Source organism: Amycolatopsis sp. NPDC041971, from assembly GCF_055588925.1.
The window spans coordinates 95,694-117,287 of the sequence record NZ_JBVJCE010000024.1 but is presented as its reverse complement, the minus strand read 5'-3'; the positions used below and the strand labels follow the sequence as shown (position 1 = coordinate 117,287).

At 68.3% G+C, this 21,594-nt stretch carries 26 protein-coding genes; 13 read left to right on the top strand and 13 right to left on the bottom strand.

What is annotated here, in order from left to right:
- Positions 1-2 precede the first annotated feature (2 nt).
- From ACZ6DT_RS36015 to ACZ6DT_RS36005, 3 genes are all read right to left on the bottom strand, one after another.
- Positions 3-1,025, bottom strand: coding sequence for a YhjD/YihY/BrkB family envelope integrity protein (locus ACZ6DT_RS36015; RefSeq protein WP_465603625.1), 1,023 nt, complete (start codon positions 1,023-1,025; stop codon positions 3-5).
- Between the two features lie 48 nt (positions 1,026-1,073).
- Positions 1,074-1,304, bottom strand: coding sequence for a hypothetical protein (locus ACZ6DT_RS36010; protein ID WP_465603623.1), 231 nt, complete (start codon positions 1,302-1,304; stop codon positions 1,074-1,076).
- 82 nt (positions 1,305-1,386) lie between these two features.
- On the bottom strand, positions 1,387-2,613 hold the full coding sequence (locus tag ACZ6DT_RS36005) for a cytochrome P450 (RefSeq protein WP_465603622.1): 1,227 nt from the start codon (positions 2,611-2,613) through the stop codon (positions 1,387-1,389).
- Between the two features lie 244 nt (positions 2,614-2,857).
- Here ACZ6DT_RS36005 and ACZ6DT_RS36000 point away from each other — a divergent pair, with 244 nt between their 5' ends.
- Positions 2,858-4,021, top strand: a complete 1,164-nt coding sequence (locus ACZ6DT_RS36000; protein WP_465603620.1) for a steroid 3-ketoacyl-CoA thiolase — start codon at positions 2,858-2,860, stop codon at positions 4,019-4,021.
- 62 nt (positions 4,022-4,083) lie between these two features.
- Here the strand turns inward: ACZ6DT_RS36000 and ACZ6DT_RS35995 are convergent, their stop codons facing one another.
- The gene (locus ACZ6DT_RS35995) at positions 4,084-4,569 is read right to left on the bottom strand and encodes a pyridoxamine 5'-phosphate oxidase family protein (RefSeq protein ID WP_465603619.1); all 486 of its coding nucleotides are present in this window, start codon (positions 4,567-4,569) and stop codon (positions 4,084-4,086) included.
- A 40-nt stretch (positions 4,570-4,609) separates the two neighbouring features.
- Positions 4,610-5,455 (bottom strand): SCO6745 family protein, encoded by an 846-nt coding sequence (locus tag ACZ6DT_RS35990; RefSeq protein WP_465603618.1) that lies wholly within the window; start codon positions 5,453-5,455, stop codon positions 4,610-4,612.
- 65 nt (positions 5,456-5,520) lie between these two features.
- Here ACZ6DT_RS35990 and ACZ6DT_RS35985 point away from each other — a divergent pair, with 65 nt between their 5' ends.
- A complete protein-coding gene (locus ACZ6DT_RS35985; RefSeq protein ID WP_465603617.1) occupies positions 5,521-6,387 on the top strand; it encodes a GNAT family N-acetyltransferase in 867 nt (288 codons plus the stop codon).
- Here the strand turns inward: ACZ6DT_RS35985 and ACZ6DT_RS35980 are convergent.
- The gene (locus ACZ6DT_RS35980) at positions 6,384-7,289 is read right to left on the bottom strand and encodes an SDR family oxidoreductase (protein ID WP_465603615.1); all 906 of its coding nucleotides are present in this window, start codon (positions 7,287-7,289) and stop codon (positions 6,384-6,386) included. The genes ACZ6DT_RS35985 and ACZ6DT_RS35980 overlap by 4 nt on opposite strands.
- Positions 7,286-8,083, bottom strand: a complete 798-nt coding sequence (locus ACZ6DT_RS35975; protein WP_465603613.1) for an SDR family oxidoreductase — start codon at positions 8,081-8,083, stop codon at positions 7,286-7,288. The genes ACZ6DT_RS35980 and ACZ6DT_RS35975 overlap by 4 nt, the downstream gene beginning before the upstream one ends.
- A 91-nt stretch (positions 8,084-8,174) precedes the next feature.
- Here ACZ6DT_RS35975 and ACZ6DT_RS35970 point away from each other — a divergent pair, with 91 nt between their 5' ends.
- The 5 genes from ACZ6DT_RS35970 to ACZ6DT_RS35950 are packed head-to-tail and all read left to right on the top strand — an operon-like array spanning position 8,175 to position 12,372.
- Entirely contained in the window at positions 8,175-8,924 is a 750-nt protein-coding gene (locus ACZ6DT_RS35970; RefSeq protein WP_465603611.1) for an enoyl-CoA hydratase family protein, read from the top strand.
- Entirely contained in the window at positions 8,924-9,784 is an 861-nt protein-coding gene (locus ACZ6DT_RS35965) for a CoA transferase subunit A (RefSeq protein ID WP_465603608.1), read from the top strand. The genes ACZ6DT_RS35970 and ACZ6DT_RS35965 overlap by 1 nt, the downstream gene beginning before the upstream one ends.
- Entirely contained in the window at positions 9,781-10,506 is a 726-nt protein-coding gene (locus tag ACZ6DT_RS35960; RefSeq protein ID WP_465603606.1) for a CoA-transferase, read from the top strand. The genes ACZ6DT_RS35965 and ACZ6DT_RS35960 overlap by 4 nt, the downstream gene beginning before the upstream one ends.
- Positions 10,503-11,549: an NAD(P)H-dependent flavin oxidoreductase gene (locus tag ACZ6DT_RS35955; protein ID WP_465603605.1), complete on the top strand. Its 1,047-nt coding sequence runs from the start codon at positions 10,503-10,505 to the stop codon at positions 11,547-11,549. The genes ACZ6DT_RS35960 and ACZ6DT_RS35955 overlap by 4 nt, the downstream gene beginning before the upstream one ends.
- A 31-nt stretch (positions 11,550-11,580) precedes the next feature.
- On the top strand, positions 11,581-12,372 hold the full coding sequence (locus ACZ6DT_RS35950) for an alpha/beta fold hydrolase (RefSeq protein ID WP_465603604.1): 792 nt from the start codon (positions 11,581-11,583) through the stop codon (positions 12,370-12,372).
- A 184-nt stretch (positions 12,373-12,556) separates the two neighbouring features.
- Here ACZ6DT_RS35950 and ACZ6DT_RS35945 read toward each other — a convergent pair whose 3' ends face one another.
- Positions 12,557-13,033, bottom strand: a complete 477-nt coding sequence (locus ACZ6DT_RS35945) for a DUF2000 domain-containing protein (RefSeq protein WP_465603603.1) — start codon at positions 13,031-13,033, stop codon at positions 12,557-12,559.
- A 103-nt stretch (positions 13,034-13,136) separates the two neighbouring features.
- Here ACZ6DT_RS35945 and ACZ6DT_RS35940 point away from each other — a divergent pair, with 103 nt between their 5' ends.
- On the top strand, positions 13,137-13,604 hold the full coding sequence (locus ACZ6DT_RS35940) for an Lrp/AsnC family transcriptional regulator (RefSeq protein WP_199745424.1): 468 nt from the start codon (positions 13,137-13,139) through the stop codon (positions 13,602-13,604).
- A gap of 13 nt (positions 13,605-13,617) precedes the next feature.
- Here the strand turns inward: ACZ6DT_RS35940 and ACZ6DT_RS35935 are convergent, their stop codons facing one another.
- The 4 genes from ACZ6DT_RS35935 to ACZ6DT_RS35920 all read right to left on the bottom strand — a co-directional run bounded on the left by ACZ6DT_RS35935 (position 13,618) and on the right by ACZ6DT_RS35920 (position 17,003).
- Positions 13,618-14,175: a sugar O-acetyltransferase gene (locus ACZ6DT_RS35935; RefSeq protein ID WP_465603602.1), complete on the bottom strand. Its 558-nt coding sequence runs from the start codon at positions 14,173-14,175 to the stop codon at positions 13,618-13,620.
- A 208-nt stretch (positions 14,176-14,383) separates the two neighbouring features.
- The gene (locus tag ACZ6DT_RS35930; protein ID WP_465603601.1) at positions 14,384-15,496 is read right to left on the bottom strand and encodes a DUF1996 domain-containing protein; all 1,113 of its coding nucleotides are present in this window, start codon (positions 15,494-15,496) and stop codon (positions 14,384-14,386) included.
- 203 nt (positions 15,497-15,699) lie between these two features.
- Complete coding sequence (locus tag ACZ6DT_RS35925; protein WP_465603599.1) at positions 15,700-16,455, bottom strand: anti-sigma factor family protein; 756 nt, start codon at positions 16,453-16,455, stop codon at positions 15,700-15,702.
- Positions 16,452-17,003, bottom strand: coding sequence for a sigma-70 family RNA polymerase sigma factor (locus ACZ6DT_RS35920; RefSeq protein WP_465603597.1), 552 nt, complete (start codon positions 17,001-17,003; stop codon positions 16,452-16,454). The genes ACZ6DT_RS35925 and ACZ6DT_RS35920 overlap by 4 nt, the downstream gene beginning before the upstream one ends.
- Positions 17,004-17,269: 266 nt before the next feature.
- Here ACZ6DT_RS35920 and ACZ6DT_RS35915 point away from each other — a divergent pair, with 266 nt between their 5' ends.
- The 5 genes from ACZ6DT_RS35915 to ACZ6DT_RS35895 are packed head-to-tail and all read left to right on the top strand — an operon-like array spanning position 17,270 to position 20,738.
- Entirely contained in the window at positions 17,270-17,821 is a 552-nt protein-coding gene (locus ACZ6DT_RS35915; protein ID WP_465603596.1) for a hypothetical protein, read from the top strand.
- A complete protein-coding gene (locus ACZ6DT_RS35910) occupies positions 17,805-18,569 on the top strand; it encodes a DUF4142 domain-containing protein (RefSeq protein ID WP_465603594.1) in 765 nt (254 codons plus the stop codon). Before ACZ6DT_RS35915 ends, ACZ6DT_RS35910 begins: the two co-directional genes overlap by 17 nt.
- On the top strand, positions 18,562-19,167 hold the full coding sequence (locus ACZ6DT_RS35905) for a ferric reductase-like transmembrane domain-containing protein (RefSeq protein WP_465603592.1): 606 nt from the start codon (positions 18,562-18,564) through the stop codon (positions 19,165-19,167). Before ACZ6DT_RS35910 ends, ACZ6DT_RS35905 begins: the two co-directional genes overlap by 8 nt.
- Before the next feature lie 19 nt (positions 19,168-19,186).
- Entirely contained in the window at positions 19,187-19,423 is a 237-nt protein-coding gene (locus ACZ6DT_RS35900; RefSeq protein ID WP_465603590.1) for a ferredoxin, read from the top strand.
- Positions 19,416-20,738 (top strand): NAD(P)/FAD-dependent oxidoreductase, encoded by a 1,323-nt coding sequence (locus ACZ6DT_RS35895; protein ID WP_465603588.1) that lies wholly within the window; start codon positions 19,416-19,418, stop codon positions 20,736-20,738. Before ACZ6DT_RS35900 ends, ACZ6DT_RS35895 begins: the two co-directional genes overlap by 8 nt.
- Before the next feature lie 352 nt (positions 20,739-21,090).
- Here the strand turns inward: ACZ6DT_RS35895 and ACZ6DT_RS35890 are convergent, their stop codons facing one another.
- Positions 21,091-21,543 (bottom strand): winged helix-turn-helix transcriptional regulator, encoded by a 453-nt coding sequence (locus tag ACZ6DT_RS35890; protein ID WP_465603586.1) that lies wholly within the window; start codon positions 21,541-21,543, stop codon positions 21,091-21,093.
- Between the last annotated feature and the right edge of the window lie 51 nt (positions 21,544-21,594).

Here is a 21,594-nt window from a genome sequence, read left to right as displayed (position 1 = left end):
TGTCAGGGGCGGCGGCGCGGGCGGAGGCGTTGCGCGGCCAGTGTCGCGACCACCCCGGTGACCGCCCCCACCAGCACCGGTTTGAAGCCGTGCCGATCGGGTGCCGCCACCACGGGCCGGACCACCACGGGCGGGGGCGGCCGGACCGGATCCGGCGGGGCGTCGCGCGCGGTCGCCGTCCAGGCCGTGACGAACACCAGCATCCGGGCCACCAGCGAGATGAAGAAGATCAGACCGATGATGGAACCGAACGCCACCCCGGTCGGCGAGTCCCCGATCAACCGCAGGTAAATCCCACCGGCCTGCTTCAGCAGCTCGAAGCCCAGCGCCAGCGCGACCGCGCCGCGCATCGCGCTGCGGACCCCGACCGGTTTCCGCGGCAGCCGCGTGAGCACCCAGAGGAACACGAGCCAGTTGGCCAGTAACGCCAGGGGAATCGAGATCGCCGACAGCACGTTGTGCCCCCAGGCGGTGTCGTCCACCCCGGCCAGTCCCAGCAGGTACCGGCCGAGCGCGGACCCGGAAAGCGTGATGGCGAAGGAGACCAGCAGCGCGCTCGCGAGGCCGAGCAGCGCGACCAGGTCGCCGGCGATCGTGCGCAGCAGCGGCAGATCCGACCGGTTCTGGCCCCACAGCGCGGTGAGCGCGTCGCGGAGACAGTTCATCCAGTTCCAGCCGGAGTACAGCCCGATGATCAGACCGATGATCCCGACGCTGGTCCGCTGCTCCACGAACCCGGTGAGCAGCTCGCCCGCCTTGTCGCCGAGGCCACCGGGCAGGGTGCCGGTGAGCGCGCTCAGCATCGACTCGATCAGCTGCGGCTGGCTCGCCAGCACGAAGCCGGCCACCGACACCGCGACCATGAGGATGGGCACCAGCGAGAACAGGCTGAAATACGTGATCGACGCGACGTAGTGGTAACCGCCGTACTCGATGTAGCGGTTCACCGCCCGCGCCACGTGGTCCAGCCAGCGGTAGCGGGCACGCAGCCGCTTCCATTTCGTCGGTGCTTGCTTCTCCCTCACACGCCCATGTCTACCTCAGCGAGGTCACGGCTCGTGGGCAACACGCGATCAGGCGAGCACGATCGGCTCCGAGCCGTCGTCCTCCCGCAGCGGCGGGACCGCGGCCGCCAGGACGGTGTTGCCGAGAAAGTCCAGCTCACAGCCGAGGGCGGAGAGGAACGCGGGGCCGGTCGCGTCGAAGACGTACCGGCGGCCGTCGATCGTGGCCTCGAAGACGGCGTGGATGTCCATTGGAGACAGTCCGGGCGCGTAGACCACGCCGAACCCGGGGGCGATCACGCGGCACGGTGTAGGCGAACTCCTCCCGGGAGGCCCCGCCGGTGAGCGCGACAACGAACGCGGCGAGGCCCACGGCACCGGTTCAGGCGTAGCAGACCTGGTAGTGCTTGATCCCGTTGAGCCAGCTCGACCGGAGCCGGTCCGGCGGGGAGACCTCGGCGATGTCCGGCATGACATCGGCGATCGCGTTGAAGATCAGATCGATCTCCAACCGCGCGAGGTTGGCGCCGATGCAGTAGTGCGAACCCGTGCCGCCGAAACCGACGTGCGGATTGTCGTCGCGGAGGATGTCGAACCTCTCCGGCTCGTCGAAGTGGTCCGGGTCGAAGTTCGCGGAGCTATAGAACATCCCGACCCGGTCGCCCTCGCGGATGTGCTGCCCGCCGAGTTCGGTGTCCCTGGTCGCCGTGCGCTGGAAGGCGACCACCGGCGTGGCCCACCGGACGATCTCGTCCGGAGCGGTCTTCGGCCGCTCCTTCTTGTACAGCTCCCACTGATCGGGGTGATCGAGGAACGCCTTCATCCCGTGGGTGATCGCGTTGCGCGTGGTCTCGTTGCCCGCGACGGCGAGCAGGATGACGAAGAAACCGAACTCGTCGGAGGCCAGTGATTCGCCGTCGACGTCGGCCTGCACCAGCTTGGTGACGATGTCGTCCATCGGGCACTTACGCCGCTCTTCGGCCATGTTCCAGGCGTAGCCGACGATCTCCGCGGACGCGGCGAGCGGTTCGACCTCGTACTCGGGGTCGTCGTAGGAGACCATCTGATTGGACCAGTCGAAGATCTTCAGCCGGTCTTCCTGCGGGATGCCGATCAGTTCGGCGATGGCCTGCAAGGGAAGTTCGCACGCGACGTCGACGACGAAATCGCCGGAGCCCTTTTTCTTGGCCTCGCCGACGATCTTCTCCGCGCGCTCGCGCAAGGTGTCCTCGAGTCTCGCGATCGACCTCGGTGTGAAGCCCTTCGACACGATCCGCCGCAACTTCGTGTGCTGTGGGGCGTCCATGTTGAGCAGGACCAGACGGTTGGCTTCGAGACTGTCTTCGGTCATGTTCTCGTCGAACCGGATGATCGCGGTCTTCTCCCGGGAGGAGAACAGCTCGCTGTCCCTCGACACCGCCTTGACGTCTTCGAGCCGGCTGACCACCCAGTAACCGTCATCGCGGAAGCCCGCGGTGTTGTGCGGCTGCGGGTTCCACCAGACCGGTGCCGTGCGGCGGAGTTCGGCGAACTCCGCCAGAGGCAGTCTGGTGGCGTAAAGATCCGGATCGGTGAAATCGAAACCGGCGGGGATCAGGGGAGCGGCCACGGGCTACCTCCTACGCGGTTCGCCAATGAAACACGTTCTAGAACCGATTGAAGCATACGGTGTTCACCAAGTGAAGTGCTTCAGTGAAACCCGTTAACTCACCCAATAAGAGCACTGCGAGTCCGATCATGAAGGGGAGCGGCGATCAGTGATCAAGAGCCGGCCGACCCTGCGGTGACTTGCTCAAATCAAGAACGTGTTCTACTTTCCTCGGTAGTGAACGGTGTTTCCCCGGGAGGCGAACGTGGGTAGTCCGGTGATCGTCGAGGCGGTCCGCACCCCTGTCGGCAAGCGAAGGGGTCACCTGGCGGGACTGCACGCCGCCGAGATCCTCGGCGCGGCGCAGCGCGCCCTGCTCGAACGCGCGGGACTGGATCCCGCGCTGATCGAGCAGGCGATCGGCGGTGCGGTGACCCAGGCCGGCGAGCAGGCGGGCAACGTCACGCGCACGGCGTGGCTGCACGCCGGGCTCCCCGAGACCACGGGCGCGACCACCATCGACGCCCAATGCGGCTCGGCGCAGCAGGCGACGCATCTGATCGCCGGGCTCATCGCGGCCGGGGCGATCGACGCGGGCGTCTCCTGCGGTGTCGAGGCGATGAGCCGGGTTCCGCTCGGTGCGAACCGCGGCGAGGGCATCGGCACGCCACGGCCACAGACGTGGTCGATCGACATGCCGAACCAGTACGGCGCGGCCGAGCGGATCGCGGAACGCCGCGGGATCACCCGACACGACGTCGACCTGTTCGGGGCAGCGTCGCAAGCCAAGGCCGCCGCCGCGTGGGCCGCGGGACACTTCGACCGCGAGGTCGTCGCGGTGAAGGCACCCGTGCTCGGCGAGGACGGCGAGCCGACCGGCCAAACACGGCTGGTATCCCGTGACCAAGGGCTGCGTGAGACGACCGTCGAAGGGCTCGCCAAGCTCAAGCCCGTCCTCGAAGGCGGCGTGCACACGGCCGGGACGTCGTCGCAGATCTCCGACGGCGCGGCCGCGCTCCTCCTGATGGACTCGGACCGGGCGAAGGCGCTGGGCCTCGAGCCGCGAGCGCGGATCGTCTCGCAGGCCTTGGTCGGCGCGGAGCCGTACTACCACCTCGACGGTCCCGTGCAGGCGACCGAACGTGTCCTGACCAAGGCGGGGATGACGATCGGCGACCTCGACCTCTTCGAAGTCAACGAGGCGTTCGCTTCAGTTGTGTTGTCGTGGCAGCGGGTGCACCGGGCCGGCGAGGACAAGGTCAACGTGAACGGTGGCGCGATCGCGCTCGGGCATCCCGTCGGCAGCACCGGGGCCCGTCTGCTGACCACGGCGCTCCACGAACTGGAACGCCGTGACGCGAGCACCGCGCTGGTGACGATGTGCGCCGGCGGCGCGCTTTCCACCGGCACGATCATCGAACGGATCTAGCGCCGTGTCTCTCAAGCGCGCTTCCTCGCCCAACCCGCCAACCGTCGGTTGAGAGACACGCACTAGTCCAAGTCGACCTCGGCCACCGGACCGTTGTCCGGCCTCGCGAGCCGTTTGCTCCCCTGACCCTCCTTCCAGAAGTCGAAATAGATGGTGTTGCCCTCGACCCAGGTCAGCACGGCCTCGGTGAGGTCGAGCCGGAAGACGTGTGCCTCCCCGTCGTCGCCCTGCAGACGGGCGACCTCCGCCGGATCGGTGATCTCGACGGCCTTTCCCGACACCTTCGCGTCCGCGCCGCCCTCGTCGATCGCCGAGGCGGCGTGGATCGCGAACCTGCCGTCGTGCTGTAGGTCCTTCGCCTTCATCGCGCCGATCAGCGAACCGATCAGCAAGTCCTGCTCACGGAAATCGACCTCACTGCCACTGACCCGGGGCGAGCCGTCCCGCCGGACCGTCGCCAGCACATGCGACTTCGCCGCGGTGAACCGCTCTTTGATCTTCTCCGCCAGCGCGGGTGCCTCTTCACTGAACTGTCGCCACGTCGCCATGCGGAACAGCGTCCCACCGGGGTCCGACAGTTTCGAGCGGTCAGGGCCGCGGCGCCCCCATCGGATTCGGCAGCGGGATCGCGCCGGTGTCGAAGATCCTTCGGCTCAGCGGGACGGCGATCCGCAGGACCGCTGCGGCCCCGTCCTCCCCGAGTGCTTCCAGCGGACCGGCGGCGAGGCGGTCGGTCTCGTCTTCGATCCGTTGGCGCAGGGCGGTTCCGTGCTCGGTGAGCGTCAGATCGCCGTCGAGGACGCCTCGTTCGGCCAACCGCGTGACGCTCTCGTCCCATTCGTCATCGGACCAGCCACGATTGATCTGGATGACCTCCCGGGTCACCGCCCCACTGCCGATGTGGGTCAGCGCGGTGTCGAGTCCGCGCAGTCCGGCGGTGACCGCGGAAAGCACGTGACCATCCCCGCGATGTTCGCGCAGCACCGTCGCCGCGAGCCAGACCCGCCCGGCCGCCGTGGCGGGCCGGGCGACCGAAGACCAGGCGGCGGCGAGCGGCCTGCCCGCGTGGTCGCAGCCGCCGACGGCCTGTTCGAGCAGATCGGCGAGTTCGTCGAGAGGCGCGTCGGCGGGGAGGATCCGGTTCAGGGCGGCCTCGACGGCGTCCATCCGGCTCTGGAGCACGACGGCGGGTTCCGCGTACTTCCACGCGTCCGGCAGGGAGCGCGCGACCCTCCGCGGGGCGAACCCGAAGAGCATCGCTGTCGCGGGCGCTTCCGGCAGCGCCCCGAGCGGCGCGACCCGGCCGGCGAAATAACCCATCCACCAACCCGGCAGCCCCACCGCCTTGGCCGCGGCCGCCGTTTCCGCGGCGAAATAGACGACGGCGTGCAGCGGCTCGACCGCTTCCCAGAGACGACGCTGAAGTGACTTCACGTCCTCATCTTGGCCTCACCGAAAACCGGATGCGAGCCTTTCGTGCGGGGTGTGTGATCACCGGTATGGCGATCAGCTTGGAGCAACCGGGGCCGGACGGCCTGAACGAAGCCGTGGACGCGCTGCGGGACTGGCAATCCGAAGGGGTGGCCTGGCAGTTGCATCCCGGTGACCTCGGCTGGTATTGGCGCGCGGGGACGGGGGCGACGGCCGCGGCGGTCCGGATCTGGCGCCGCGACGGCCGGATTGTCGCCGTCGGCCTCCTGGACGGCGCCGACCTCCTGCGGCTCACGACCGCGCCGGACGTTCGTGAGGACGAGGAACTGGCGCGGCGGATGACCGAAGACGTGATCGCGCCGGAACGCGGTGTGCTGCCGGCGGGGAAGGTGTCCGTCGAGGCGCCGATGGACGCGGTGATCCAGAACGTGCTGCGCGAGCACGGCTGGCGCACCGACGAACCGTGGACACCGCTGCGCCGCGACCTCACCGAACCGGTGAAGGCTCCCGACCTGCGGATCGAGACGATCGGACCAGACCGAGCACACGTGTGGGCCGACATGACACGGGCGGCGTTCGACGGGTCGACCTTCACCCCCGAGAAGTGGCACACGATGGCGGCCGGGGCACCGTACGCCGATGGCCGGTGCCTGGTCGGGCACGACGACCAGGACAACCCAGTCGCGGCGGTGGCCGTGTGGTCGGCAGGTCCGGGGAAGCCCGGGATCCTCGAGCCGATGGGCGTGCACCGGGACCATCGCGGGCACGGTCATGGCAGGGCGATCTCCGTCGCGGCGGCCGCCGCTCTCCAGGAGCTGGGGTCGTCGAGCGCGGGGGTCAACACACCTAGTTCGAACATCGCCGCCGTCGCGACCTACGAGTCCGGCGGGTTCCGGCAGCTCCCCGCGGTCCGGGATCTGACGCGGGACGCCTAAGCCCCGTAAACGGGTTCAGGGACCGGAGCCTCTGCCAGCAGTTCCGCCACGACGGGACCGAGTTCGGCCGGTGACCACCGGGAACCCTTGTCCCGCATCGTGCCGTGCCGCCAGCCTTGCGCGACCGAGACGCGTCCGCCGTCGACCTCGAACACCCGGCCGGTGACCGCGGACGATTCCGCACTACCGAGCCACACCACCAGCGGCGACACGTTTTCCGGTGCCATGGCGTCGAAACCGTCCTCCGGCGCGGTCATGTCGTCGGCGAACGCCACTTCGGTCATGCGGGTACGGGCGGCCGGGGCGATCGCGTTCACGGTGACGCCGTAACGTGCGAATTCGGTGGCCGCGACCAGCGTGAGACCCAAAATCCCGGACTTCGCGGCCGCGTAGTTCCCCTGTCCGACGCTGCCGAGCAGGCCGGCCCCGGAGCTGGTGTTGATCACCCGCGCGGCCCGCGTCCGGCCCGCTTTCGCCTCGGCTCGCCAGTACTCGGCGGCGTGCCGCGTCGGCGCGAAATGCCCCTTCAGATGGACGCGGATGACCGCGTCCCATTCGTCCTCGCCGAGGTTGACGAGCATCCGGTCGCGCAGGAATCCCGCGTTGTTGACCAGGACGTCCAAGCCACCGAACGTTTCGAGGGCCGTCCGCACCAGCGCGGCGGCGCCGTCCCAGGACGCGATGTCGTCGGTGTTCACGACCGCCTTGCCGCCGAGCGCCTCGATCTCGTCGACGACGTCCTGCGCGGGTCCCGCCGACCCGCCGCCGCCGTCGATCCCGGCGCCGAGGTCGTTCACCACCACCCGCGCGCCCTCGGCGGCGAAGGCGAGCGCGTGCGCCCGGCCGATACCACGTCCGGCCCCGGTCACCACCACGATCCGGCCGTCGGCGATCCCGCTCACACCGGCTCCTTTCGTTCTCCGACCCTGGAATGGGAAGCGGCGAGGAAGGCGGGCACCTCTCCCCCGCCGTGCACGGTCAGGCAGGCACCGCTGACATAAGAGGCCAGCGGGGATGCCAGGAACACCGCACAGGAACCGATCTCGTCCGGTTCGGCCAACCGTCCTAACGGGACTGTCGCGCCCACGGCCGCGATTCCCGCCTCGTCGCCGTAGTGCAGATGCGAGTGCTCGGTCCGGACCATGCCGACGTCGAGCGCGTTGACCCGCACCTTCGGCGCCCACTCGACGGCGAGCGACGCGGTCAAGTTGTCCAGGCCCGCTTTCGCCGCACCGTAGGATGCCGTCCCCGGCGACGGTCTCGTCGCGCTGACACTGCTGATGTTCACGATGACGCCGCCGCTTTCCTGCTGCCGCATGATCGCGTTCGCCGCGCGGGCGACGGTCAACGGCGCCAGCAGGTTCAGTGCGACGACCTTTTCGTGGAACCGCGGCGACGCGTTCGCCGCCTCGGCGTACGGCGCGCCACCCGCGTTGTTGACCACGACGTCGAGCCTGCCGTGCCGCCGGACGATCTCTTCGACAAGCGCGTCGACCTCCTTCGGGTCACGGACGTCGCAAGAAATGAACGTCGACGCCCTGTCCCCGGCGCGGACCGGCCGCTCGGGTTCGGTGCGGGCGCAGGTGACGACTTCGGCGCCGGCACGCAGAAAAGTCCTGGTGACACCGGCGCCGATACCGCGTACCCCACCGGTCACCAGCACCACGACGTCGTCGAGCCGGAGTTCGAGTGCCATGCCGGGCCTCCTTCACGTCGCTGTACCCGGACCGGACGTCCTGCTAACGTACCAAGCAAGTGCTAGGTTTGGTAGCGGCGAAGGGTGCACGATGTCCATTTCCACCCACTCACCGGAGCCCGGCATCGCCGTGGTCACGATCGACGCGCCCCCGGTGAACGCGCTGAGCGTGAAGGGATGGTTCGCCCTCGCCTCCGCCGTCACCGACGCCGGGCGCGACCCCGCGACCCACGTGGTGGTGCTGCGCGCGGAGGGCCGCGGCTTCAACGCCGGCGTCGACATCAAGGAGATCCAGCGTGATCCGGGGTACGGCGCGCTGATCGGCGCGAACGAGGGCTGCGCGGCGGCGTTCTCCGCCGTGTACGACTGCGCGGTCCCGGTGATCGCCGCGGTGCAGGGTTTCTGTCTCGGCGGCGGCGTCGGCCTGGTCGGCAACGCGGACGTGGTGATCGCCAGCGAGGACGCGACCTTCGGGCTCCCGGAGGTCGATCGCGGCGCGCTCGGCGCGGCGACCCATCTCTCGCGGCTGGTCCCCCAGCACCTGATGCGCGCCTTGTACTACACGGCTTCGACGATCACCGCGAATCAGTTGCACCACCACGGTTCCGTCTACACCGTGGTGGTGCGGGAGGAACTCGACGAGACCGCGCTCGGTGTCGCGCGGCAGATCGCGGCGAAGGACACCCGCGTGATCCGCGCCGCGAAACAAGCCATCAACGGCATCGACGTCCAGCCCGTGCACCGCAGCTACCGCTTCGAGCAGGGATTCACCTTCGAACTCAACCTGGCGGGTGTCTCCGATGGCGCACGCCAGGAGTTCTTGGACGGTAAGGGGAAGTGATGGCCGACAAGCGGATGACGCCGGACGAGATCGTCGCCGAACTCGAGGACGGCATGACGATCGGGATCGGCGGCTGGGGCTCGCGGCGCAAGCCGATGGCGCTGGTACGCGCGATCCTGCGCTCGCCGGTCAAGGATCTCACCGTGGTCTCCTACGGCGGTCCGGACGTCGGACTGCTGGCCTCGGCGGGCAAGATCAAGCATCTCGTCTTCGGCTTCGTCACCCTGGACTCGATCCCCTACGACCCGTGGTTCTCCCGGGCGCGGGAAGCCGGGTCGATCTCCGTCACGGAGTACGACGAAGGTGTTTTCGGGACCGGTCTTTCCGCTGCCGCGCAAAGACTTCCGTTCCTGCCGACGCGAGCGGGCCTCGGCTCCGGCGTCATGGACCTGAACCCGTCGTTGCGCACCGTCCGATCCCCTTACGACGACACCGAAGAGCTGCTGGCCGTGCCCGCTCTCAAGCTCGACGCGGCCTTCGTCCACCTCAACCGCGCCGACGCCCGGGGCAACGCGCAGTATCTCGGGCCGGATCCATACTTCGACGAACTGTTCGCCCTTGCCGCCGAAAAGTGTTACGTGTCCACGGAAAAGATCGTGGAGACGGCCGAACTCGCCGAAGCGGGGCCAGTACAGAGCCTGCTGCTGAGCCGGATGCTCGTCACCGGGGTGACCGAAACGCCGAACGGCGCGCATTTCACCACCGCCGTCCCGGATTACGGGCGCGATGAACGGTTCCAGCGTCACTACGCCGAAGCGGCCAAGGATCTCGACGCGTGGCCGAAGTTCGTCGACAGGTTCCTGTCCGGCGACGAAGCGCACTACCAGAAGGCCGTCGCCGAATTCGGGGAGTCCGCATGAGTGACATCAGTCGTGCCGAGGTCGCCGTCGTGGCCTGTGCCGAATTGTTCCGCGGTGACGGTGAAATCGTGGTGAGCCCCATGGGTTTCATTCCGTCGCTGGGTGCCCGGCTCGCCAGGTTGACGTTCGAACCGGACATCCTGCTGTCCGACGGCGAGGCGTATCTGATGACCCCCGACTCCGTCGTCGAAGGCTGGCAGCCGTTCCGCAAGGTCCTCGACACCGTGGTACCGCGCGGAAAACGGCATGTGGTGATGGGCGCGAACCAGATCGACGGCGAGGGCAACCAGAACATCTCGGCGATCGGCGACCATTCCCGGCCCGAGAAGCAGCTTCTCGGCGTGCGCGGCGGGCCGGGCAACACGGCCAACCACCGCACGAGCTACTGGGTTCCGCGGCACGGCAAACGGGTCTTCGTCGATCGCGTCGACGTCGTGTCCGGCGTCGGCTACGCCAGGGCGAGCGAGGCGGGGTTGCGATATCACGACGTCCACCGCGTCGTCACCAACCTCGGCGTCCTGGACTTCGGTGGCGAAGACCACGCGCCGAGGCTGCTTTCCGTGCATCCGGGGGTTTCCGTGGACGAGGTCGTCGAGGCGACGTCGTTCCCGCTGAGCACCGACGGGGTCACGGAATCCCGGCTGCCGACCGAATCCGAACTGCTTCTGATCCGTACCAATCTGGATCCGAAGACGTCGCGGGACAAGGAAGTCCCTTCGTGAAGACCGCGCTGACCGAACTGGCCGGGATCCGGCACCCGATCGTGCAGACCGGGATGGGCTGGGTCGCCGGGCCGCGGCTGGTGTCCGCGACGGCGGAAGCGGGCGGCCTCGGCGTCCTCGCGTCCGCGACGATGACCTACGACGAACTGGCGGCGGCCATCAAGGAGGTCAAGAGCCGCACGTCCCAGCCGTTCGGCGTCAACCTCCGGGCGGACGCCGAAGATGCCGCGCGCCGAGTCGAACTGCTCATCACCGAAGAGGTCCGCGTCGCCTCCTTCGCGCTCGCGCCGAAGAAGGCCATGATCGCGCGGCTCAAGGACAACGGCGTTCTCGTCGTCCCTTCGGTCGGCGCGGCCAGGCACGCGGAAAAGGTCGCGGGCTGGGGTGCCGACGCCGTTATCGTGCAGGGCGGCGAAGGCGGCGGGCACACCGGCGGGGTCGCGACGACGCTGCTGTTGCCGTCGGTGCTGGACGCCGTCGACATCCCGGTGGTCGCCGCGGGCGGCTTCTTCGACGGCCGGGGGCTGGCCGCGGCGCTCGCCTACGGGGCGGCTGGGGTCGCCATGGGCACCCGATTCCTCCTGACGAAGGAAAGCACCGTTCCCGACGAGATCAAGCAGGCTTACCTCACTCGTGATCTCAACGGCACCGTCGTCACCCGCAAGGTGGACGGGATGCCGCATCGTGTGCTCCGCACGGAACTGGTCGACGCGATCGAGTCCGCCGGTCCGGTACGCGGGCTCGCCAGGGCCGCCCGCAACGCCGCGAAGTTCCGGAAACTGACCGGGCTGTCGTGGCGCTCGCTCGCCACCGAGGGACTGCGGATGAAACGCGGCGGCGACCGGACCTGGTCGCAGGTCCTGATGGCCGCCAACACGCCGATGTTGCTGCGCGCCGGACTCGTCGAGGGCGACCGGAGCGCCGGGGTGCTGGCGTCCGGGCAGGTCGTCGGCCTGCTCGACGACCTGCCCGCGGTCGGCGACCTCATCGAGACGATCGTGGCCGACGCCACCGGCATCCTGCGGCGGCTGGCCTCGGAGTGAGGGACCGAACGCCCTGTGCTTGACTTCGGCCATGATCTCGGAGAGTCGTTGTCCGGTCGAGGACGGTGAGCTGTACGTCCGCAGCACCGGCGAAGGGCCGCTTCTGCTCTTGATCGCCGGTGGGCTGGGCTCGGCGGACACCTTCCGGGCGATGACGAAGCTGCTCGCCGACGACTACACCGTCGTCACCTACGACCGGCGCGGCCACTTCCGCAGCACCGACACCAGCACCGGCCCGGTCAGTGTGCCGAAGCAGGCCGACGACGCCCACGCGGTCCTTCAGCACGTCGGCGGTGGGCCGGCCAGCGTGTTCGGGACCAGTGCGGGCGCCATGATCGGTCTCGACCTCGTCGCCCGCTACCCGGACGCGGCGACCGTGCTGGTCGCCCACGAACCCCCCGCCATCCAGCTGCTGCCGGACGCGCTCGGCTGGCTCGACGAGGCCAACGCGCAGGTCCGGCTCGCGCAGGCGGGCGACCTCATGGGGGCGTTCAAACGGTTCACCGACGGTATCGCCGGCGCCGCGCTGCCCGAACTGCGCGCGATCCGGCTGCCGAACGAGGAGGACTGGAAACGGCTCTTCGGCCGCGAACTGGCCGAGATCCTCGACTACCTTCCCGATCTGCGGGCGCTGCGGAAGACGAGGACCGAGATCGTCCCCGTCGCGGGTGTCGGCAGCCGGGGGCGCTACCACTACCAGCCCGCGAAGGTCCTCGCGCTCGAACTGGGCCTGCCGTTCACGGAGATGCCCGGGGCGCATCTGGCGCCGCAACGTAATCCTGCCCAATTCACCGAAGCGCTGCGGGACCTCCTCGATGTCTGAAGCGGCGTGGGGGGGGGGGGGGGGGGGGGGGGGGGGGGGGGGGGGGGGGGGGGGGGGGGGGGGGGGGGGGGGGGGGGGGGGGGGGGGGTGTGGGGGTGGGTGTGGGTTGGGTGGGTGGGGGGTTGTTTCTGCGCCCCACCACCCCCCCCCCCCCCCCCCACCACCTGGACCGAACGGCCACCGCTCACGGCATCAGCGGCAGCTTCCCGACCAGCTTGTCGATCCGGTTGCGCGGGCCGACGATGCCGATCGCGCAGAAGTCCAGCTCCTCGGTCGGGATTTCCTTCATCGTCGCGAGGAAATCGGCGTAGACGCGGATTTGCTGGGCGACGGCGGGCATGTCGGCGACGTGGCAGCCCGGCGAGGCGGCGGCCTTGGCACGGATGGCCCGCAGTTTCTCCGCGTCGGCCGACAGAATCGAGCAGCCGACCCAGGGCAAACCCGTGTAGTGCTCGCCGTCGGCATCGACCGCTTCGCCTCCCAAGAGACCCGTCACGGACTTCGCCGTGGCGACGGCGGTGCAGACCGCCGCGTTCACCGCACGGCCGGGCGGCAGCTCGCTGTTGACCACGATCACCCACTTCAACCGGGCCGATCGGGTCGACGCGGTGGGATCGATCTCGTCGGGGGTGAATCCGATGGCCGTACCGTACTCGGACATTCAGCTGATCTCCTGCTCACATCAACGGATGAACAAGGTCAAGCTAAGAGGACATACGAGTACAGTCCACCGTGCTCGTACTTCATACGGTGAAAGGGTCGAGATGGCACGACTGGACGAACTTGATAAGGCGATCCTGGCGCAACTCCAGTCGGACGCACGGAAGACCAACCGTGAAGTGGCCGCCGCCGTGGGCGTTTCGCCGACCACCGCGCTGGACCGCACCCGCGGGCTGCGGGAACGCGGCGTGATCCGCGGCGCGCTGCTGGACGTGGACCTGCCGTCGATCGGCCGCGGGGTGCAGGCGCTCATCGCGGTGCGGGTGCGCCCGCCCTCGCGCCGCAACATCGAAGGCTTCCGGAACTGGGTCAACGCCCTTCCCGATCTCGTCGGGCTCTACGTGACCACCGGGACCGAGGATTTCATCCTGCATGTCGCGGTCCCCGACAACGACAGTCTCTACGCCTTCGTGATCGACAAGCTGACCGAACGTCCCGAGGTGGCCGACGTGCGCACCTCCATGGTGTTCGAGCACAGCCGGCGCACCCGGATCACGCCGGTGGACAGGTAGCCACTCGGATATTTCAGAGCTCCCGGATGACGCGAGCCGGGTTGCCCGCGGCGAACACCTTCGACGGCAGGTCGCGGGTGACCACACTCCCCGCGCCCACCACGGTGTCGTCGCCGACGGTGACCCCGGCACAGACGATGACGCCGCCGCCGAACCAGACGTTGTCCCCGATGGTGATCGGCGCGGCCGATTCCCAGCGAGCCCGTCGCAGTTCGTGGTCCTCCATGGGGTGCAGCGCGGTCAGCAGCTGGCAGCGTGGCCCGATCGAGCAGTCGGAGCCGATCTTGATCGGCGCGCAGTCGAGCAGGATGGCGTCGTAGTTGAGGAAACTGTTGGCGCCGATCTCGATCAGATAGCCGTAGTCGCACTGGAACCGCGGCATGATCCAGGAACCCTCGCCGAGTTTGCCCAGCAGCTCACGCAGCACAGTGTCCCGCTCACCGGTGTCTTCGACACCCGTGCCGTTGAACCGGTCGACGAGCGTCTGCGCACGCCTGCGGTCCGAGACCAGTTCAGGGTCGTTGTCCCGGTACAGCTCACCGCGCAACATGCGGTCCTTCTGCTCACCCATACCGCCAACCTACCGAAAGAGCCCCGCCGGTGAGCCTCCCTCGGGAAGCCGCCGACAGGGCGGGTGAACGCTTGCGGAGCGTTCTTCAGTTGTGTCGATCGGTTTCCGGGTAGGGCCGGCCCGGCGGGTGGGTGAGGTGTGGGGGGGGACCCGCCGGGCCGGAGTATCTTCCTTTCTCTTCGCAGGTTCCTGCTTCCGTTTCAGGGCGTCATTCGCGGCACTTTCGGCCTTCGTTGACGCAATCGACGAGCCGGTCCATGATCTGGTCCGACATCACGTTCGCGAAATCGTCGTGATCGGAGAAGGGGTTGTGGTCCTCCTCGGGGAACGAGTCCACTTTGTACTGCCCATTGACCTGGATCCGCCGGGGAATCTCGTAGGTCAGTGAGATGGTGAGCTCCGGGACGGCGGTGAGGCCGTTCGCGCATTCGCCGTTCTCGTCCGGGTACCTGATGTGGTCTCGGTGGTTCTCGCTGTCGATGTTGTCGCCGTCGAGACAGCTCGGAAACGTGTGCACCCGTTTGACGTCGCTGCCTTCGGGACAGATCGGGTACTGCTTGATCACCCTGTTCTCGAAGCCGGCGCAGGTCCAGCTCGCCCGCGCGTCGGCGGGACCGTTGGTGGTGACTTTCGCGTCACCGTAAAGGATCCGGAGGAACTTCGGCATCTCTTGTACCTTCTCCTGGGCGTTGCCCTTGAAGGTGATGTCCACGACCGTGGGACGCTGGATCTCCCCGTCGTTGCCGGCGAGTTCGTTGTCCGCGTTCGGCTCTTCCAGTTGAGCCTCGTTCCGCTGATTCTGGTTGTCGTTCTGGTCCCGGCCGCCTTGCCGCCGATCCTGGTTCCGCCGGCCCTGCCGCCCTTCGGCTTCCTCCGCGGTGTCGATCCGCACCACCGGCCAGAAGTACGTCGACTCGTCACCGTTCTCACAGGTGGTGCCGGCACCCAGCAGGCTGTCGTTGTCCGAATCCGCGTTCGTGGAAAGGTTTCCGACGTAGTCGTGCAGATGCTGGGCACCGTTGCGGACACCCGGTTGCGCGATGAAGTTGTCGGGATTGAAATGCCCGTTCTCGTTCTTGCCGCAGTCGACGGTGAACGAGCCCGTGGAGGCGTTCCGGCCCGGCTCCGGCTTGTCGACGTTCGGCCGGACCTCGGTGATGTCCACGAACTGCGACTTGTCGACCTCGTCCGCGGCGGCACTGTCGGGGTCGCCGGTCGTGGTGGACACCACCAGCCCGCCGACCGCGATCGACAGGCCGAACAACGCGGTCGCGATCTTGGTCCTGCGGGCGATGCGATGGCGCCCTTGGTTTCGTGCCATTGACTTGCTCACCTCATTACGTTTCCCGGCACGCGAAACACTCGCGCCCAGGCATGAGCCACGCCGTTGTCGGATACCCGGATTCCTCAATGCGCGGCGAACCTTCCGTTCGCTCGCCGAGGGACATCCGGCTACCGGGAGATACGGCTCCAGCCGGGAGGCGGTTCAAAAAGCGATCTCGTCGTTATCTTTACGTTATAAGACTAGCGGCGCACGATGGCCAGTACGGTGCCGTCCTGCTTGTGCACCTCGAAGCGTTCGATGTCGGCCTTCCGCAACGCCGTCGAACCGGTGATGACAAGGGGATCCGGGGAACCGGGAACGCCGTATCCCTTGGACGGCACGCTCCAGTTGTTGACGACGTACGCCTCTCCGCCGTGGGAGTAGGCGAAGAGCTGGCAGACCATCGGGCCGATGAGGCCGCGCAGTTCGAGTTCGACGGCGCTACCCCACTCCTTCTCCTGCACCGTGACCTCGGCGGCGACCGCGTTGCCCGCTTCGGACCAGCCGAACGGGGCGGCGCCGCCGTCCGGGCCCGCGTCCCGTTCCCGGGACGAGGGCGGCGGGGGCACCACCGACGTGACGACGGTGGGCGCGGCCTGCGTGATGACCGGTTCACGGTCGGTGAGCGACAAAACGGTGAGCGGGCCGCCGACGACGAGCACGAGTACGGCGGCGGCCGTCGCGAGCCGGACGATCCTGCGCCGGCGGCCCGCCTTGGCGGCGTCCGCGAGCAGCATCCGCAGCACCCGCGGCCCCGGCCCCTTCACGGGCGGATCCGGCCAGCTCTTCTTGACCATGTCCAGGATGTCGGGCAGGTGGTACATCTCCACCAACTCGACCTGGCACTCGGGGCACTCCAGCAGATGCGCCTCGAACCTCGCGTGATCCTCCTCGCCGAGGACGCCGAGCACGTAGGCGGCGATATCCGTGTGGACGGTTCCGGACACCTCGCTCACCCCCGCTCCTGCAACGCCCTGCGCAACGCCCGCACAGCGTGGTGGATCCGCGATTTCACCGTACCCGGCGGAACCCCCAGCGTCGCCGCGACCTCGTTCACGGTACGGTCACGCAAGTAGGTCTGCTGGACGGCTTCACGTTGTTCCGGGGAAAGATTGCGCAGGGCCTCGTAAACGATCATGGCCGCGAGCGTCTTCTCCGATTCGTCCGGCACTCCGATCGAATCCGACTCCAGTTCCTCCACCTCTTGAGGGCGGGCGCTCCGGCTCCGCCAGCCGTCGATGACGATGCGCCTGGCCACGGTGAAGAGCCAGGCACGCAGCATTTCCGGCTGCCGGTCGAGTTTGCCGGCGTTGCGCCACGCCTTGATGAGCGTTTCCTGGACCACGTCCTCGGCCCACTGGCGATCGTGGCCGGTCAGCTTCAGCACGAACGCCATCAGGCTCGATCCGAACTCCTGGTACAACGCCCTGATGAGGTCGTCATGCCCGTTCGACGCGGGTTCATGATCGACTTTTGGCTGCAGTATCCGAGAGTGGCGTCCCACGCGGCACATCTTTGTGGGCGCGGGGGCGATACGTCCAGTAGCAAAACCGTTCCTGCCCCGTTTTCCGAGCACGGGAAAGTTTTTTGAACCGTTCCCGACTCGTGACCGTATCCACTACCGAAGGCCCCGACCCGGCGCTGTCCCCCGCATCGCCGAATCCACTGTGGATCACGAGTGTCCACAGTGGAGTCGAACCTGCCTGCACACCATCTCCCCGCGGTGATGGCGTTCTCCTCTGCCCCGACTGGAGGATTTTCGTGAACCCCGTGTCACGCTCGGTCATACCGCTGACCCTCACCTTGGCCGTGATCACGCTGACCGCGGCCTGCACCACCGGAACCGCGGGACCCCACGGCTCTCCGGGCGCGGCCCCGGCCGCCGGAGCGGCGGAAATCCCGGGAATGCCCGACCCCGCGGCCGAAGCCGCGCCCGGTGTCACGGCGGCGATCCTGTTCGACCTCGGGCCGATCGTCACCGACACCAACGGCTTCACGCTTTACCGCTACGACAAGGACTCGGTCGACCCGCCGAAATCGAAATGCACCGAAACCTGTTCGCGGACCTGGATTCCCGCCAAGGCGGACGGCGATCTCGTGGTGACCGGGATCGATCGCGCCCTGGTCGGCACCGTGACCAGGGACGACGGCGGCAAGCAGGTCACGCTCGCGGGCTGGCCGCTCTACCGCAACGCCGACGACATGATGCCCGGCAACACCGGCGGGCAGGGTGTCGACGACGCGTGGTTCCCCGCCAAGCCGGACGGGACGAAAGTGCTGCTCACCGCGGACACCTGGCAGGCCGATGACCTCGGCATCTGACCTCTCCCGCCGATTCTTCCGCGTGGTGCTCGTCTTGTCGACCATGGCCGCGGTGACGCTGCTCGGCCCCATCGGTGACGCGCACGCCCAAGAACTCTCCGCGGCGGACAAGAACCTGATCGTCAACGTCAAACTGGCCGGACTGTGGGAAATGCCCGCCGGGATGTGGGCACAGGAACGCGGGAAGAGCAAGCGGACCCGCGAGGTCGGCCGGACGCTGATGATCGACCACGGCAGGCTCGACACCGCGACGCACGCCATCGCCGACCGTTTCGGCATCACCCTTCCGCGCGAACCGTCGGATCAGCAGTCCGCGTGGCTCGGCGAGATGAAGACCGCCCGCGACGACAGCGAGTTCGACCGGATCTTCGCGAACCGGCTCCGGTACGCGCACGGGGTGCTGTTCCCGGTCATCGCCCAGGTCAGGGCCGGGACCCGCAACGACGTCGTCCGTGACTACGCCACCACGGCCAACCAGGCGGTGCTGCGGCATATGACCCTGCTGGAGAGCACCGGCGTCGTCGACCAGACGCTGCTGCCGGAGGCTCGGGTGCCGCAGTCGAATGCGGCCAACGCCGCGATGGACGTCGGCTTCGGCGACTTCGTCCTCGGCCTGCTGCTCGCCGTGGTGCTCGGCGGCGGGCTGTTCTACGCCCTCCGAACGCTGCGTGGCAAGAACACCCGGACCCGCGAGCGCGCGGCCGCCGCCGAACCGGTTCCCAGTGCCCCAGGAGAGATCAATGTATGACCAATGGTCCGAGGTGGTGATCGTCCTGACCCGGAAAACGGACACCGACACCGGTATCAAGGGCATGGCGCAGACCTCCGCCCGGATCTCGTACGGCTTCATGTGCCTCACCCTGTGCTGGGGCGTGTTCACCGCGACCGGCTGGATCAAGTCGCTGACCGGGCGGAAGACGCTGCGCAACTCGCATATGGTGCTCGGCATCCTGACGCTGTCGTTCGGCGTCGTGCACGCGATGTCGTTCCTGTTCCTGCCCGACGGCTTCACGCTCGCTCAGATCACCATCCCGCTCCTGCCGGGCACGCTGGCGCGGCACGAACTCGGCGTCCTCGGGCTCGAGATCATGGTCGCCGTCGCGCTGACCGGCGGGATCAGCCGGTTCAGCTCCTACCGGCGCTTTCTGTGGATCCACCGGCTCGCCTACCCGGCGGTCGCGATCACCGCGCTGCACGCCTTCTTCGGTGCCATGGCCAACGGGCACCTCGGCCTCCTGTGGTTCGGCGGGATCACGCTGCTGGTCCCCGTCGTGGTGCTGACCGCGCTGCGGTTCACGCCGACCCGGTACCTGGAACGGCTGGGCCTGGTCGAAGAACTGGTCTGATGACTTGGAGAAACGAAAAATGATCTTCGGAAGCGTACGGCGCGGCACTCGCGTCAGCGTCGACAACGAGCGGTGCGAGATCTTCGGCTTCTGCGAGACGGAAGCACCCGCCACCTTCAAGATCGGGCCCGACGGCAAGCTCCGCATCCGCCGGATGGTCGACCGGGACGGTTTGGACCAGGCCATCTCCGCCGCCCGGCTCTGCCCGAAACAGGCCATCAGAGTCAAGGGAGAAGGGGCGCACGACGATGAGTGACGGAGATCGGATCGTCATCGTCGGTGCCGGCGTCGCCGGTTTCCGCTCCGCGGAACGGTTACGGGAACTCGGTTTCGACGGCGAGATCGTGCTGGTCGGCGACGAGCCGCGCAAGCCGTACCACCGGCCGATGGTGTCGAAGGAACTCATCACCGGCGGGGTGAAACCGGTGGCCGCGAGCCTGGAGCCGTACCTCGACCTGGATGTCCACTGGCGGCTCGGCACCCGTGCGACCTGGCTCGACACGAAGGAGCGCACGGTGCACCTGCCGGGCGGGGAATCCCTTTGGTACGACGGCCTGATCGTCGCGACCGGCGTCCACCCCCGGCACCTGCCCGGCTCGCCGCGTCACGACCCCCGCGTCCGGGTGCTGCGCACCGTGGAGGATTCACTGGCCGTGCGGCGGGCGTTGGGGAACAGCAACAAATCCGTCGTGGTGATCGGCAGCGGCCTGATCGGGAACGAATTCGCCGCGTCGATGCGGTACATGGGCCGGGACGTCACGCTCATCGGTCACGCGAAGGCGCCTTTGCACCGCTTCGGGGAGCGGATCGCGTCGGCGCTCACCAAGGAACATCAGCACCATCGCGCCAAGCTGGCGATGAACACCGAGGTGCGGAACTGGATCAGCACCAAGGAGACGGTCGGACTGCATCTGACCAACAACCAGTTCCTGGTGGCCAGCTGCGTGGTGCTCTCGATCGGCAGCGTGCCGGCCGTGGACTGGCTGCGCGGCTCGGAACTGACCATCGACGACGGCGTCCTGTGCGAATCGACCCTGTTCGCCGTCGGGGCGGAGGACGTCGTGGTCGCCGGCGACGTCGCGAAATGGCCGAACCTGCGCATCGACGAAACGCCTCGGCGGGTCGAGCACTGGATGAACGGCGTCGAATCCGGACGCGCGGCGGCGGAAAGCCTGATGCTGGGCCGGGGCAACGCCAGACCGTACACGCCGCTCCCCCGCGCCTGGTCCTCCTTGTACGACGCGCGGTTGCAGACCGCCGGGATGCCGTCGCTGGGCAAGGACACGATCGAACTCTCCGACGGGGTCACCGGTTTCGTCCGCGACGGAAGGCTCATCGGCGCGGCGGGCTGGGACCGGCCGAAGGCGATGATCCACTGGACCGCCGAACTCGACCGGCGGCTGCCGGTGCCCGAGCCGGTGTTCCCCGCCCCCGCTGCTCCTTCGTTCGCGACGACGCCTATCGGGGAGGACATCCTGGCCCCGTTCGAACGGGACTTCCTGTCCGACACCCCGACCGAGGCCGTTCCCGCCCCGGAAAGGATGCCCTGGGCTCGCGTTCCCGCCGGGTGACCCGGGAGCGCGATCGGACCGGGGCCGCGCGCGGCGGCCGCGGTCCCTCAGGTGGCGGTGGGTCGCCGGGCCTCCGCGCCCACCGCCACCCCCTTGGGGACGCCGGGAGGAGCCGGACCGACGGTGATTCGGGCTCCGTCTGACCCCGCCCTCCGGGCTCCCCGATCCATACCCGGAGCCATGAGGACTTTCACCGCAAGTGTTGTGCCAGGTAGCCGGTCCGTGAAGGCCTCCTTGAGGGACTCTGGGTCCCTCAAGGAGGCCTTCACGGACCGGTGAGCGTCTGCCTGACAACAGGAGGTCGTGTGAGGTACATGAAGGGGTCCTTCACGCGCTGTCGTGACGAAAACGCTCACGAGTTCGTCGCCTTCACCACCACGGTCTCGTCCGGCCCGACGACACGCCCGTCCGACGCCCGGACCTCGAGTCCGCGCAGGGGACGTCCGCCGTCGCGGTCCACCAATTCCGACCGCGGTTCCCCCTCGGCGAAGAAATGCGCCTCGCCCCATTGCCGCAGCGCGACGATCACCGGGAACAGGTCGCGGCCCTTCGGCGTCAGGACGTATTCGTTGTAGGTGCTCCCGTCCGAGGCCGGGACCACGTCGAGCACCCCGTGCCCGACGAGCGCCCGCAGCCGCGCGGACAGGATGTTCTTCGCGACGCCGAGGCCGCGCTGGAACTCACCGAACCGGCGGACGCCGTCGAAGGCGTCGCGCACGATCAGGAGTGACCACCAGTCGCCGATCGTGTCGACCGAGCGCGCCACCGGGCACGAAGCTTCGTCGAACGTCGTCCGCTTCACCATGGTTGCATCTTACAACCAGGATGCTCTACCGTCCGAGCGGTAGCAAGTTGA

Coding starts and splice junctions, on each gene's coding strand:
- ACZ6DT_RS35945 (WP_465603603.1), bottom strand. CDS start 13,033: ATGTCCGAGTACGGTACGGCCATCGGATTCACCCCCGACGAGATCGAT.
- ACZ6DT_RS35935 (WP_465603602.1), bottom strand. CDS start 14,175: ATGGGTGAGCAGAAGGACCGCATGTTGCGCGGTGAGCTGTACCGGGAC.
- ACZ6DT_RS35890 (WP_465603586.1), bottom strand. CDS start 21,543: ATGGTGAAGCGGACGACGTTCGACGAAGCTTCGTGCCCGGTGGCGCGC.
- ACZ6DT_RS35895 (WP_465603588.1), top strand. CDS start 19,416: ATGAGTGACGGAGATCGGATCGTCATCGTCGGTGCCGGCGTCGCCGGT.
- ACZ6DT_RS35950 (WP_465603604.1), top strand. CDS start 11,581: ATGATCTCGGAGAGTCGTTGTCCGGTCGAGGACGGTGAGCTGTACGTC.
- ACZ6DT_RS35900 (WP_465603590.1), top strand. CDS start 19,187: ATGATCTTCGGAAGCGTACGGCGCGGCACTCGCGTCAGCGTCGACAAC.
- ACZ6DT_RS35910 (WP_465603594.1), top strand. CDS start 17,805: ATGACCTCGGCATCTGACCTCTCCCGCCGATTCTTCCGCGTGGTGCTC.
- ACZ6DT_RS35905 (WP_465603592.1), top strand. CDS start 18,562: ATGTATGACCAATGGTCCGAGGTGGTGATCGTCCTGACCCGGAAAACG.
- ACZ6DT_RS35975 (WP_465603613.1), bottom strand. CDS start 8,083: ATGGCACTCGAACTCCGGCTCGACGACGTCGTGGTGCTGGTGACCGGT.
- ACZ6DT_RS35930 (WP_465603601.1), bottom strand. CDS start 15,496: ATGGCACGAAACCAAGGGCGCCATCGCATCGCCCGCAGGACCAAGATC.
- ACZ6DT_RS35965 (WP_465603608.1), top strand. CDS start 8,924: ATGGCCGACAAGCGGATGACGCCGGACGAGATCGTCGCCGAACTCGAG.
- ACZ6DT_RS35960 (WP_465603606.1), top strand. CDS start 9,781: ATGAGTGACATCAGTCGTGCCGAGGTCGCCGTCGTGGCCTGTGCCGAA.
- ACZ6DT_RS35995 (WP_465603619.1), bottom strand. CDS start 4,569: ATGGCGACGTGGCGACAGTTCAGTGAAGAGGCACCCGCGCTGGCGGAG.
- ACZ6DT_RS35985 (WP_465603617.1), top strand. CDS start 5,521: ATGGCGATCAGCTTGGAGCAACCGGGGCCGGACGGCCTGAACGAAGCC.
- ACZ6DT_RS35970 (WP_465603611.1), top strand. CDS start 8,175: ATGTCCATTTCCACCCACTCACCGGAGCCCGGCATCGCCGTGGTCACG.
- ACZ6DT_RS35940 (WP_199745424.1), top strand. CDS start 13,137: ATGGCACGACTGGACGAACTTGATAAGGCGATCCTGGCGCAACTCCAG.